General features: G+C 41.0%; 10 protein-coding genes. 8 read left to right on the top strand and 2 right to left on the bottom strand.

Annotated features, from left to right (window positions below):
• Positions 1-63: 63 nt before the first annotated feature.
• Positions 64-1725, bottom strand: a complete 1662-nt coding sequence (gene ettA / locus AMD27_RS14720) for an energy-dependent translational throttle protein EttA (protein ID WP_067661894.1) — start codon at positions 1723-1725, stop codon at positions 64-66.
• A gap of 293 nt (positions 1726-2018) precedes the next feature.
• On the opposite strand from ettA, the gene AMD27_RS14725 reads away from it, so the two are divergent.
• The 4 genes from AMD27_RS14725 to AMD27_RS14740 all read left to right on the top strand — a co-directional run bounded on the left by AMD27_RS14725 (position 2019) and on the right by AMD27_RS14740 (position 5444).
• On the top strand, positions 2019-3296 hold the full coding sequence (locus AMD27_RS14725) for an O-acetylhomoserine aminocarboxypropyltransferase/cysteine synthase family protein (RefSeq protein ID WP_067661896.1): 1278 nt from the start codon (positions 2019-2021) through the stop codon (positions 3294-3296).
• 308 nt (positions 3297-3604) lie between these two features.
• Positions 3605-4492 (top strand): SDR family NAD(P)-dependent oxidoreductase, encoded by an 888-nt coding sequence (locus AMD27_RS14730; RefSeq protein ID WP_067661898.1) that lies wholly within the window; start codon positions 3605-3607, stop codon positions 4490-4492.
• A gap of 170 nt (positions 4493-4662) precedes the next feature.
• Complete coding sequence (locus AMD27_RS14735; RefSeq protein ID WP_067661900.1) at positions 4663-4896, top strand: hypothetical protein; 234 nt, start codon at positions 4663-4665, stop codon at positions 4894-4896.
• A gap of 233 nt (positions 4897-5129) precedes the next feature.
• Entirely contained in the window at positions 5130-5444 is a 315-nt protein-coding gene (locus tag AMD27_RS14740) for a hypothetical protein (protein ID WP_067661901.1), read from the top strand.
• Between the two features lie 52 nt (positions 5445-5496).
• On the opposite strand, the gene AMD27_RS14745 is transcribed toward AMD27_RS14740, so the two are convergent.
• Positions 5497-7848, bottom strand: a complete 2352-nt coding sequence (locus AMD27_RS14745; RefSeq protein WP_067661902.1) for a Tex family protein — start codon at positions 7846-7848, stop codon at positions 5497-5499.
• Between the two features lie 532 nt (positions 7849-8380).
• Between AMD27_RS14745 and ompR the strand changes: the two genes are divergently transcribed.
• From ompR to AMD27_RS14765, 4 genes are all read left to right on the top strand, one after another.
• Positions 8381-9145 carry a two-component system response regulator OmpR gene (gene ompR / locus AMD27_RS14750; protein WP_067661904.1) on the top strand — a complete coding sequence of 255 codons (765 nt, stop codon included), beginning with the start codon at positions 8381-8383 and terminating at the stop codon, positions 9143-9145.
• A 293-nt stretch (positions 9146-9438) separates the two neighbouring features.
• The gene (locus tag AMD27_RS14755) at positions 9439-10899 is read left to right on the top strand and encodes an ATP-binding protein (RefSeq protein WP_067661906.1); all 1461 of its coding nucleotides are present in this window, start codon (positions 9439-9441) and stop codon (positions 10897-10899) included.
• Positions 10900-11103: 204 nt separating this feature from the next.
• Complete coding sequence (locus AMD27_RS14760; RefSeq protein ID WP_067661908.1) at positions 11104-12621, top strand: acetyl-CoA hydrolase/transferase family protein; 1518 nt, start codon at positions 11104-11106, stop codon at positions 12619-12621.
• A gap of 218 nt (positions 12622-12839) precedes the next feature.
• Positions 12840-13265 carry a GNAT family acetyltransferase gene (locus AMD27_RS14765; protein WP_067661910.1) on the top strand — a complete coding sequence of 142 codons (426 nt, stop codon included), beginning with the start codon at positions 12840-12842 and terminating at the stop codon, positions 13263-13265.
• The last annotated feature ends 5 nt before the right edge of the window (positions 13266-13270 follow it).

The following is a 13270-nucleotide window of genomic DNA, read 5'->3' on the forward strand; positions in this document are numbered from 1 at the left end:
AAATCGACTCAAAATAAAAAAACCAGCCCTGAGGCTGGTTTTTTTAACAATCAAAATGAGCGATTAAGCACCAATTTTGCGATATTTTTGACGCTTAGCCACCAAATCATCACCATCACGCTTACGACGGTATTCTTCAAACTCAGTATAGTTACCGTCGAAGAATTCTGGCGTCTGGCCTTCAAATGACAAGATATGGGTTGCAATACGGTCGAGGAACCAACGGTCATGCGAGATCACCATCACAGTACCTGGGAAGACTAAAATTGCATCCTCAAGCGCACGTAAGGTTTCGATATCCAAGTCATTCGACGGTTCATCGAGTAAGATCACGTTTGCACCAAGTTGTAGGATTTTCGCAAGTTGTAAACGGTTACGCTCACCCCCTGAGAGTTGACCTACACGTTTTTGCTGATCTTGACCTTTAAAGTTAAAGCGACCGATATACGCACGAGATGCGATTTCGTATTCACCAATCTTTAAAATATCTAAACCGCCAGAAACTTCTTCCCAAACCGTTTTATCATTGTCTAAGGTGTCACGGATTTGGCCGACATAAGCCACTTTAACCGAGTCACCTAGAACCACAGAACCTGTATCTGGTTCTAGTTCGCCAGTCATCATTCGGAACAATGTAGTTTTACCTGCACCATTCTCCCCCACGATGCCGACAATCGCTGTTGGTGGTACAACGAAGGATAAATCTTTATACAAGGTACGGCCATCAAACGATTTACTGATGCCTTCAACTTCTACAACCTTGTTGCCTAAACGTGGACCCGGTGGAATGTAGATTTCAGAGGTTTCATTACGCTGTTGGAATTCACGCGAGTTCAGCTCTTCAAAACGCTCCATACGCGCTTTGTTTTTCTTTTGCTGACCTTTGGCATTTGAACGAACCCATTCAAGTTCTTTCTTCAATGCTTTCGCAAAAGATTCTTCTTGCTTGTTCTCTTGCTCTAAGCGAGCATTTTTCTGCTCCAACCAAGAAGAATAGTTACCTTGGTATGGAATACCCATGCCACGGTCAAGCTCAAGAATCCATTCAGCCACGTTATCTAAGAAATAACGGTCATGCGTAATCGCAACGATGGTACCTGCGAAGTCTTTCAAGAAACGCTCTAACCAAGCTACAGAGGATGCATCTAAATGGTTGGTCGGTTCATCAAGAAGCAACATGTCAGGTTTAGAAAGCAATAAACGGCAAAGCGCAACACGGCGGCGTTCACCACCTGAAAGCAATTTAACATCTGCATCCCAAGCTGGAAGATTCAGCGCAGCAGCAGCTTGATCCATTTGGTTTGTTAGATTGTGCGCATCCCAAGCATGAATAATGGCCTCTAACTTCTCTTGCTCTTTTGCAAGCGCATCAAAGTCAGCATCTTCAGCGGCATATTCAGCGAAAACCTCATCAAGACGCGCCAAAGCATCAAGCGGTTCACGCAGACCATCTTCAACGTTACCACGAACGTCTTTGGTTTCATCTAAAGGTGGCTCTTGCTCAAGATAACCGATTTTAATACCCGGTTGAGCACGTGCTTCACCTGAGAAATCTTTATCTACGCCAGCCATAATACGAAGCAGAGTAGATTTACCTGCACCGTTTAAACCAAGAACACCAATTTTAGCGCCTGGGAAAAATGATAAAGATATGTCTTTTAAGATTTCGCGCTTTGGCGGAACCATCTTCGACACACGGTTCATCGTGTAAATATATTGGGCCACGTAGGACTCCTCTATAGAAAAACCAACATTCGCAATAGATACAGCAGCGAACAAATAATTGCCGAGCATTATACGATGAATACGCTAAAAACATAAGGTATGAACAGCATCTTCAATGCAATCTTACATGTTTAAAAAATAAACAATGCTGTTTCAACGCTCCATTTTCAAAGCACCGACTTCAAAATACCGATATTCAAAAATTAGATAAATTTTTCAATAATATATAAATTTCATTTTTCGATTGAAATGCTATATTTGAGCAATAATCAACCGAAAACAATGACACTATTATGACGTATAAAGACGAAACCCTTGCAATTCATGCAGGATATAGCCCAGAGCCCACCACCAAAGCCGTGGCTGTTCCGATTTATCAAACTACATCCTATTCTTTTGATAGCACGCAGCACGGTGCGGACCTGTTCGATTTAAAAGTTCAGGGCAATATTTACACACGGATTATGAATCCGACCACTGCAGTGCTTGAGCAACGTGTGGCTGCCTTAGAGGGTGGAATTGGTGCGTTAGCATTGGCTTCAGGCATGGCTGCGATTACCTATACCATTCAAACCATTGCTGAGGCAGGTGATAATATTGCGTCTGTCTCCACGCTTTACGGGGGCACCTACAACTTATTTGCGCATACCCTACCCAAACAAGGCATCGAAGTACGCTTTTTTGACTACCAAGACCCTGAAGCCCTTCGTGGCTTGATTGATGATAAAACCAAATTAGTTTTTGTCGAATCGATTGGTAACCCACTGGGTAATATTATTGATTTAGAAGCGATCTCGAAAATTGCGCATGAGTATGGGATTCCTGTGGTGGTCGACAATACAGTGGCCACGCCGATACTGCAAAAATCGTTTGAGTTTGGTGCAGATATCATCGTGCATTCACTGACCAAATATATTGGCGGTCATGGCAACTCCATTGGCGGCATTATCGTCGACAGTGGTAAGTTCCCTTGGGGCAAATATCCTGAACGTTTCAAAGTGCTGAATACCCCAGATCCAAGTTATCACGGCGTCAACTATGTCGAGGCTTTAGGTGAGGCCGCTTTCATTGCACGCGCCCGCGTGGTGCCTTTACGTAATACGGGAGCAGCCATTAGCCCACATAATGTATTTTTGATCTTACAAGGCTTAGAAACTTTAAGTTTGCGTATGGAGCGCCATACTGAAAATGCACTCAAAGTCGCGACCTATTTAAAAGCCCATTCCAAAGTAAAATGGGTCAATTATGCAGGACTTAAAGACCATTCAGAGCATGCATTGGCACAGAAATATGTCAAAGGCAAACCCTCAGCTATTTTAACCTTCGGGGTGCAAGATGGGCTTGCTGGTGGCACACGTTTTATTGATGCGCTGCAATTGTTTACTCGCCTTGTAAACATTGGCGACGCGAAGAGCTTGGCCTGCCATCCTGCAACCACCACGCATCGACAACTCAATGAAGCTGAACTCAAAGCCGCAGGTGTCAGCATTGATATGGTGCGCCTGTCTGTGGGGATTGAACATGCAGATGATTTAATTGCAGATTTAGAGCAAGCGTTGGCACAGGTTTAATTAAATACCTCAGCCTTAATAAGCCCCAATAAAATAGAGTCTCAAATACAAAGTTTCAAGATGAAGCTTTGTATTATTTTACTTTAGACAATAACTAGAATATATTGATCAAAACAGCATATCTAAGAACAATAAATTAGAGCAATTACTCTAAAATAATTTGTAAATTCATAGACTTATTCCTAGTATTTTTTTTGGTTTTCGCTATTATCCGCCTATGGTGTATGCCTGTCTTGCTTGGTCAAAGACCTCCAAATCATACAAAAAATAGAGCAAAATTTGATTTCATCTCTGGAAGGGAAACGTGAATGAATAAAAAATTAGAACAGCTTTTTCAACGCAAAGTACATGGCAAAGTGGTTTTGATCACTGGCGCATCAAGTGGAATTGGCTTAACGGTGGCACATAAACTTGCAGATGCTGGTGCGCATGTTCTATTGGTTGCACGTACTGAAGAAGCACTCGCTGAAGCCAAATTTGATATTGAAGCCAAAGGTGGCAAAGCCACTATTTTCCCTTGTGATTTGAATGACATGTATGCCATTGATGATGTGTCGAAAAAAATTCTAAGCACTGTAGATCATATTGATATTTTAATTAATAACGCGGGGCGCTCTATTCGCCGTGCAGTGCATGAATCGACAGATCGCTTCCATGACTTTGAACGTACAATGCAGCTGAATTATTTCGGTTCGGTGCGTTTAATTTTAAATATACTCCCGCAAATGATGGAGCGTAAAGCAGGTCAAATCATCAACATCAGCTCGATTGGTGTGTTGGCCAATGCCACACGCTTTTCGGCTTATGTGGCATCAAAAGCAGCACTGGATGCTTTTAGTCGCTGTCTATCAGCAGAAGTGCATTCTCATAAAATTGCGATTACTTCGGTGTATATGCCACTTGTCAGAACACCAATGATTGCACCGACCAAAATGTATAAATACGTCCCTGCCCTGACGCCTGAGCAAGCAGCAGATTTAATTGCATTGGCTGTGGTCAAGCGTCCGAAGAAGATTGCGACAGGTTTGGGCCGTTTAGCCTCAATTACCTATTCAATTGCGCCTGATATTAACAATAAACTTATGTCGATTGGTTATAACCTCTTCCCAAGCTCAACAGCATCTATAGGTCAGCAAGAGAAACTCAATATTATCCAAAAAGCGTATGCACGTTTGTTCCCAGGTGAACACTGGTAATTTAAACTAGCCAGCTCTCAATAAAGCCTCCTCTTTAGGAGGTTTTATTATGCCTCTTACATTCCCAACAATAAAAACTGTTACAATTTAGGCGCTTTTTTTAATTTTTCTTTAAGAATTAACCGCCAAAATAATCTGACAATAATAGGGCAAAATCGAGGGTATGGTGCATGAAGCAAATATATCTGTTTAAAGGTTTTTTTATACTCTGTGCAGTTTTATTTAGCATAAATTTCTTTCAAATGATTCAATCTCAACAGTATTCTGTAGATACATTGTTCCAATTATCTTTAGCTTTAGTCTCGACTTGGCTCAGTCTCAATATTCGTGAAGCAGTAGCATTCAAATCTATTCACCTTAAAACTGCCCGTAAATCCAATGCGATTCAACACTCACAGTATTAATTCATTTTAATTGTTATCAATAAAAAACCTTCTAATTGGGAGGTTTTTTGGATCTAAACTTGGCTGATAAACCATTAATAAAATCACAAAACCCATGGGTTACCTTTAGTCAATTGAGCATAGGGTTGAATACGTTGATCTTTTTTCAAATGCCCACTTGAACAGCTGTTAATAACTTAAGGGATGAAATTTTATGTTATAAAACACCCATCTCTTTTTGTCTTTATTGAAATATGCGAATTTTTGCTTTAATACTGCAGTATGTTTCTATCACTTTTGCACTGTATCTTTGCTATCAAGTTGGAGTGAGCGTTTACCTTCAACAATATGAAATTATGGATATTGTCGCAAATATCGGGACTATTTTAGTTTGTATCGATTTGGCCGTTTTTCTTTGGCACAGTCGCAGTACAAATGCTCAAAACTTACAGGACTACGCCAGTAAATTGGAGCAACCTGCACCGATTTTCGTTAAGGTTTCTCGCAAGCTCGGACATTTTGGAATCTTGCTGATTATTACCAGTTGGATTGTTCCACTGATCAATTAATCATGTATAAAAAACCTCCCAATGGGGAGGTTTTTTATTGAGCAGTTAAAGATTATTTCGAACCTTTAATCCCTGCTTGAAGTAACAATGCACCCAAACCACCAATTTTTTGCTCTTGAGGTTTAGTAGATTGTGGCTTCTTATTCTGTTGCGGACGATCACCTTGAGGGCGTGCTTGCTGAGGACGTTTCGCTTGTGGCTTACGTTCAGTACGTTGTTCACCATTTACAGGCTCACGACGTGGCTGACGCGGTGCTTCAGAACCTTCAGGACGCATAGACAAGTTCACACGGTTACGTTCAGTATCGACTTGCAATACACGTACTTGAACAATTTGACCGGGTTTCACAATTTTATGTGGATCCGATACAAATTCATTGGCAAGCTCAGAAATATGAACCAAACCATCTTGATGAACACCGATATCAACAAAAGCACCGAAGTTAGTGACATTGGTGATCACACCTTCAAGCTGTAAGCCTTCAGTTAACTGCGCAACATCTTTAATGTCATCACGGAACTTCGCTGTACGGAACTCAGGACGTGGATCACGACCCGGTTTTTCAAGCTCAGAAAGAACATCTTTGATGGTGGGAAGACCAAATTTGTCATCTGCAAATTCTTCTGCATTCACCTGACGAATGATTTCAGTATTGCCAATGATATCTTTTACAGTCGTCGCTTTCGCTTCAACAATTTTGCTGACCAGTGCATATGATTCAGGATGAACCGCAGAGGCATCGAGTGGCTCTGAGCCATCTTGAATACGCAAGAAACCAGCCGCTTGCTCAAAAGTACGCTCGCCTAAACGCGGTACATTTTTAAGTGCCTGACGGTTGTCAAAACGACCATTTTCTTTACGGAATTCAACAATCTGCTGTGCGATTGATTTGTTCAAACCTGCGATATAACCCAAAATTGCAGATGATGCTGTATTGACATCAACACCCACAGAGTTCACACAGTCTTCAACCACAGTCTCAAGCATTTTCGCTAAACCTGTTTGGTTGACGTCATGTTGATATTGACCTACACCAATCGATTTTGGATCAATTTTTACAAGTTCAGCCAGTGGATCTTGTAAACGACGTGCAATAGACACTGCACCACGGATAGACACGTCTAAATCAGGCAGCTCATTTGATGCAAGTTCGGATGCCGAATACACAGATGCACCCGCTTCAGATACAGAAACGCGGGTTAAATTCAAATCTGTATGTGTAGCCATCATTTCAGCCACTAAGCTTTCAGTTTCGCGGCTAGCAGTTCCATTACCAATGGCAACTAAATCGACATTGAATTCACGGCATAAACTCTCAAGCTCAGCCAGTGAACCGGCTTTGTCTTCTTTCGGTGCAAATGGATAGATTGTGCTGTGCGCAAGTACATCACCCGATGCATTGACAACAGCCAATTTCACGCCAGTACGGATACCCGGGTCAACACCCAAAGTGGTACGCGCGCCTGCAGGTGCAGACAACAGCAAATGACGTAAGTTTTCTGCAAAGACGTCCATTGCTTCAGCTTCAGCATTTAAACGCTTTTCAGTCAGCAAAGAATGTTCGATTTGCGGACGAACCTTACCCAGCCAAAATAATTTTGCTGTTTGCTTTAAGAAATCTTGGCGTGCTTGTGGCTGAACTGTTTCAAGTGAGTATTCAGTTTCAATACGTGCAAGTGGCGCATCGTCTTGACCTTCTACTTTTAAACCCAATACGTTTTCTTGACGACCACGTAACATCGCAAGTAAACGATGTGAAGGCACTTTATTTAAGTTTTCAGAGAAATCGAAGTAATCACGGAATTTTTTACCGACTTCTTTTTTCTCGTCACTTGCCACCAAGCTTTTAAGCATCGCTGTTTTTGCAAATGTAGATTTTAATTCGGTGGTTAAACCAATATTTTGTGCCCAATCATCAATGATGATATGCTGAATGGCATCGAGTTGGCTTTCAAGGTCTGCATAGTCTTCATGACTAAAACCTGCCAACGCTTCAGCAGGCTCAACATTTTCAGCAAGAATTGTTGTCGCTATTGGCCCTAGGCCCGCTTCTCTTGCCTTGAATGATTTACTGGTCCGTTTTGGACGGTACGGTGCGTAAATTTCTTCTAATGCATTTTTGGTTTCAACAGCATTAATGCGTGCCAATAAGTCATCTGACAATTTATCTTGTTCTTTAAGTGATTCAAGAACTTTCTCACGGCGTTCAAATAAATCACGTAAATACGTTAAGCGCGTATCGAGCTGGCGTAATTGCGTATCGTCCAAGCCCTGCGTTACTTCTTTACGGTAACGTGCGATAAATGGAACACTAGAACCTTCATCAATCAGCTTAATGGCAGCTTCTACTTGGTTTGGACGTACGGCAAGTTCACTTGCCAACTGCTGAACTAAGTCAGTCATCGTGTTAAATTCCACAAGGATAAGGACTAAAAGTTAGTGATTATAAAGACCGAGACCATAAAATCCACAGTTGTTTTGAATATTTACAATGAAAATTTTGATAAAACTATTTTTTCAAGCCATTTTCAGCGCTAAATTTACAACTTAGCATTGATTTGTCACAGTTTCATGGCAAAAGCATAAAATCATTTTTTGTCATTTAAAATTCATTTATTTCTTTCACAAACTCAAGAAAAAAATTTAAATCTTGTTACCTCTACTCAAGTTGTGCTTTTAATCACCATAAAAACCAATTATTAAAAAGAAACATCTATTTAAAGACATATTGTAGGGTTTCAAGATTATAAAACTGGCTCAGGATTCTTTATCAACATAATTGAATATAAAGCCCTTTTGAAGATGTTGTTATTTGGTTTCAAAGCACAGTTAAAATTGTAATTTTGAGCAAATTGATACATAGTCATAACAAGAACTTAGGCTTTATACTGAGACTAACGAATATTTATAAATACAACTTTAAAGGGAGTGCATCATGAGTTTGGTTGTACCTGCTGAAAATACAGATGTTGTACACAATGAAACTGACCGCGTCGAACGCATTTTAGTTGTCGATGATGATGTGCGTTTACGTACCCTTTTGCAGCGCTTTTTAGAAGATAAAGGTTTTGTGGTTAAAACGGCTCATGACGCGACACAAATGGATCGTTTATTACAACGTGAGTTGTTCTCTTTGATCGTGCTCGATTTTATGTTACCGGTTGAAGATGGTCTAAGCATTTGCCGTCGTTTACGCAATTCCAATATTGATACACCGATTATCATGCTCACCGCTCGTGGTAGTGATTCTGACCGTATTGCGGGTTTAGAAGCAGGTGCAGATGATTATTTGCCAAAACCATTTAATCCAAATGAATTGTTGGCACGTATTCGCGCTGTCCTTCGTCGTCAAGTACGTGAAGTACCAGGTGCACCTAGTCAAAATGTGGAAGTGGTGTCTTTTGGTCCGTGGTCACTAGATTTGTCTACGCGTACATTGACTCGTGAAGGTCAAGTCGTCACCTTAACCACAGGTGAGTTTGCGGTACTTAAAGCATTGGTACAGCATCCACGTGAACCCCTCACTCGCGACAAGCTGATGAATTTAGCTCGCGGTCGTGAATGGGGCGCAATGGAGCGTTCAATTGATGTTCAAGTGTCTCGTCTTCGTCGTTTGATTGAAGAAAATCCTGCACGCGCACGTTATATCCAAACAGTTTGGGGCGTGGGTTATGTCTTCGTTCCAGATGGTGCTGAATAATTCCTTTTATTCTTTAGCCAAAATAGGAGCTTACCCTCTCTTATTTCGCGGAGAATCATTCGCAACTGTCTGAGGCAGAATGCAATAAAAACATTAATGTTTCTGCGATGAATATCTATATTTATTGCTAGATGCCGAGTTTTGCGAATGAAAATGGTTTTGCCTACTTTTGCCAAAACAAAAGTAGGTCGAACCGAAGGTTAAACATACTTTGATTAAATAAAATAATTTTAAATTTCACTCTTGTAATCTCTTTTTTAAATCTCATCACATTAATGCCACAGGAATCATGTGTGAAACTAGAACCGGTTGACCCACAAAAATTCAATGACTTTGAAACCTACTCCGAAAGGAAACGGACCAAGTGGGAACGCTTTCTAGACAAAATTAAACCGCGCTCTGCGGCCATGCGTACCACGGTATTGGTTCTTTTTGTCGTGTTTTTCAGCCTGTTCATGTCATTGTGGTTTTTTTGGAAAACACTGTACTTACCTGAAATTCAGCAACATGCGCGCTTCCTCGCAGTTGAACTCGAAATTATTAATAACCCTGAACTCAGAATATTTCATGGCGGCCAAGAACTTGATACAGACGAATGGCTGAAACAACGTGTCGGCATAGAGTACGTCACTGACCCGAAAGAATATCCGAATCAGCGTGAAAAGTTCATTGCAGAATTTTTTACCAATCAAATCGAAGAAAAACTGGTTAAAGAATTAGACGTACCCAATGTTACAGTTTATTTCCAGTTTAAACCGAGCCCTCGCATTTGGATTCAAACCCCTGAAATGAAGGGTAATTGGGTGCAAGAACCGTTAAAAACCTATGCCAACTATAGCCCTGAACTGATTCTGGCATGGCTATTGGGTGTACCTCTTATTTCAGCGGCCATTATTTTAACTTTAGTCCGCCAGCTCAATCGCCCCTTACGTCGTCTACAAAATGCTGCCAATAATTATAGTAAAACAGGTAAAGCACCGTATTTAGAAACCAACCACGGGCCACTCGAAATTCGTCAAGTCAACCAAGCCTTTAATCATATGATTTATACCTTGGAGCAAACGGAACGTGACCGCCAGATCATGCTTGCTGGGATCTCACATGATTTACGTACACCGCTCACCCGTATTCGATTGAGCGCAGAAATGATGCCCGATGATGACTTTTTAAAAGAAGGTTTGATTTATGATGTCGAAGATATGGATGCGATTTTAAATCAGTTCATCTCCTATATGCGGGATGGTTCGGACGAAGAACCCCAAGAAACCAACCTTAATACTGTATTACAAGAACTGGTGATTCAATTTAAGCCCCTCGATATTCGATTCACCGCACAAGAACTCCCCCTGATTACAGCGCGAACACTGTCTTTAAAACGCTTAATTGGTAATTTAATCAACAATTCTAAACGTTATGGTGCAGAGCCGATTGAAATTTCCGCACATATTGAAGATCAGCACATCAAAATTAGTGTTGCTGATCATGGTGAAGGCATTCCAGAAGATCAAATTGAAGCCTTGATGCAACCCTTCGTTCGGGGCAATGAAGCCAGAACCATCCAAGGCAGTGGACTGGGTTTAGCCATTGTGAAACGAATTGTTGATCTACACCAAGGTGAATTGATTATTCATAATCATGCTGAAGGTGGACTTGAAGCCATTATTTCCTTACCGCTTATACCCACTCAAGCTGTTGAAATTTCGAGCAATAGCCCCTTAAACAAACTCAAGCAAACCCTCTCTGATCGCTTTTAAGTTTGAGTAATTATTGAACATTTAATTTTGTCTAATGATTGCTCAGCACCATTTAAGATATTTAATATCAAATACTTAAAAATCATCAAAAACTCTTATACCCACATTTTATGAAAAAATTAGACCTTAGCCTAACAGGTATGCACAATGTGCCTCGTGATCGGTACAATCGGTGCCAGATCCAGAATATCAAGAGAGTAAACCATGTCATTAGATCGTATCCGTTTAGCATCACTTCACGGTAAAGTCATCAGCGCAGAAGATGCATCCGCTTTTATTGAAGATGGCATGACTGTAGGTATGAGTGGTTTTACTCGTGCCGGTGAAGCAAAAGCTGTTCCGTTGGCATTGGTTAAACGTGCGCAAACTAATCCACTTAAAATCACCTTAATTACAGGTGCATCTTTAGGTAATGACCTAGATAAGAAGTTGGTTGAAGCGGGTGTATTGGCACGTCGTCTTCCATTTCAAGTCGACAACACTTTACGTAAAGCCATCAACAAAGGCGAAGTGATGTTCATCGATCAGCATTTATCTGAAACCGTTGAACAAATGCGTAACCAGCAACTGAAAAAGCCAGATATCGCAATTATTGAAGCTATTGCGATCACTGAAGATGGCGGCATTATTCCGACCACATCTGTAGGCAACTCTGCAAGCTTCGCAATTTTTGCTGAAAAAGTAATTGTTGAAATCAATACCAACTTAAGCCCTGCATTTGAAGGCTTACACGATATTTATATTCCGTCGTATCGCCCAACACGTCAGCCTATTCCATTGACTGAAGTGGATCAGCGTATTGGTACCCAAGCGATTAACATCGATCCGTCTAAAATTGTCGGTATCGTGATCAACAGTGAATTCCATGACTCACCATCAACTGTCACTGAACCAGATGATGAGACTCAAGGCATTGCCAATCACTTGATCGCATTCTTTGAAAAAGAAGTGGCAGAAGAGCGTTTACCAAGAAGCTTAGGTCCATTACAAGCAGGTATTGGTTCTATTGCCAATGCTGTTTTGACCGGTCTTAAAGATTCAAACTTTGAAGACTTGATCATGTACTCCGAAGTTCTTCAAGACTGTACCTTTGAATTAATCGATGCAGGTAAAATGAAGTTTGCTTCAGGAAGTTCAATTACACTTTCTGCTAAATACGGCGAAAAAGTATTTAACAATCTTGAAGCGTACAAAGACAAATTGGTTCTTCGCCCACAAGAAATTTCAAACCACCCTGAAATTGTTCGTCGTTTAGGTATTATTGGGATTAATACTGCGCTTGAGTTTGATATTTACGGTAATGTAAACTCAACGCATGTATGCGGTACCAAAATGATGAATGGTATTGGTGGTTCAGGCGACTTCGCGCGTAACGCCCACATTGCAATCTTTGTGACCAAATCAATTGCAAAAGGCGGCGATATTTCTTCCGTTGTTCCATTCGCCTCTCACATTGACCACACAGGTCATGACGTAGATGTATTGGTTACAGAACAAGGTCTTGCGGACTTACGTGGTCTTGCACCGCGTGAACGTGCTCGTGCAATCATTGATAACTGTGCTCACCCTATGTACCGTGATGCGTTGAATGATTACTTCACACGCGCTTGCGAACGTGGCGGTCAAACCCCTCACCTTCTGAATGAAGCGCTTTCTTGGCATGCAAACTTTGAAGCGCAAGGTCAAATGCTTGCCAATCAAGCTGTGGCTAAAACGGCGTAATTGAATCAATCAAAAAACGTCCTTCGGGACGTTTTTTGATTTATAAAATGATATTCAAACAAGTCCCATAGCAAACACATCAATATCAGAAAGTTAACCTTTTCCACCGTTACATCTACATCCTCTCCCCTGCAGACTCAATCACTCTAAATCTGCTTATCAAATATACAAAACTGGTTTAATCTCAAAATAACAACAACCAGAATATTCTACCCATTATGTTTATTATCCGTGCTTATTTAGATTCTGACTTAGAAGACATTATTACGCTTTGGGAGCTCTGTGATTTAACTCGCCCGTGGAATAATCCTGAAATTGATATTTTTAGAAAAGTTGCTCAGAAAGATGGTTTATTCCTGGTTGCTGTCAAAGATCAAGAATTGATTGCCACGCTTATGGGTGGCTATGATGGTCACCGTGGTTGGGTTAACTATTTGGCGGTGCATCCTCATCATCAACGTAACGGCACCGCAACAGCGCTCATACAACAGCTGGAAAAGCGCTTGATTGCCTTAGGTTGCCCCAAACTACAACTACTCATCCGTAAAGAAAATATTGATGTGTATAGCTTTTATGAGCAGCTGGGCTATGAAGAAATTGATGTGGTGTGTTTAGGTAAACGTCTCATTGAAGATCAAAAATGAAAAGA

Origin of the sequence: Acinetobacter sp. TGL-Y2, assembly GCF_001612555.1 — a bacterium.
GTDB lineage: Bacteria > Pseudomonadota > Gammaproteobacteria > Pseudomonadales > Moraxellaceae > Acinetobacter.

Excerpts from the sequence above, each read along its gene's own strand:
- AMD27_RS14765 (WP_067661910.1), top strand. The coding sequence starts at position 12,840 with ATGTTTATTATCCGTGCTTATTTAGATTCTGACTTAGAAGACATTATT.
- AMD27_RS14725 (WP_067661896.1), top strand. The coding sequence starts at position 2,019 with ATGACGTATAAAGACGAAACCCTTGCAATTCATGCAGGATATAGCCCA.
- AMD27_RS14740 (WP_067661901.1), top strand. The coding sequence starts at position 5,130 with ATGCGAATTTTTGCTTTAATACTGCAGTATGTTTCTATCACTTTTGCA.
- AMD27_RS14730 (WP_067661898.1), top strand. The coding sequence starts at position 3,605 with ATGAATAAAAAATTAGAACAGCTTTTTCAACGCAAAGTACATGGCAAA.
- ompR (WP_067661904.1), top strand. The coding sequence starts at position 8,381 with ATGAGTTTGGTTGTACCTGCTGAAAATACAGATGTTGTACACAATGAA.
- AMD27_RS14735 (WP_067661900.1), top strand. The coding sequence starts at position 4,663 with ATGAAGCAAATATATCTGTTTAAAGGTTTTTTTATACTCTGTGCAGTT.
- AMD27_RS14760 (WP_067661908.1), top strand. The coding sequence starts at position 11,104 with ATGTCATTAGATCGTATCCGTTTAGCATCACTTCACGGTAAAGTCATC.
- AMD27_RS14745 (WP_067661902.1), bottom strand. The coding sequence starts at position 7,848 with ATGACTGACTTAGTTCAGCAGTTGGCAAGTGAACTTGCCGTACGTCCA.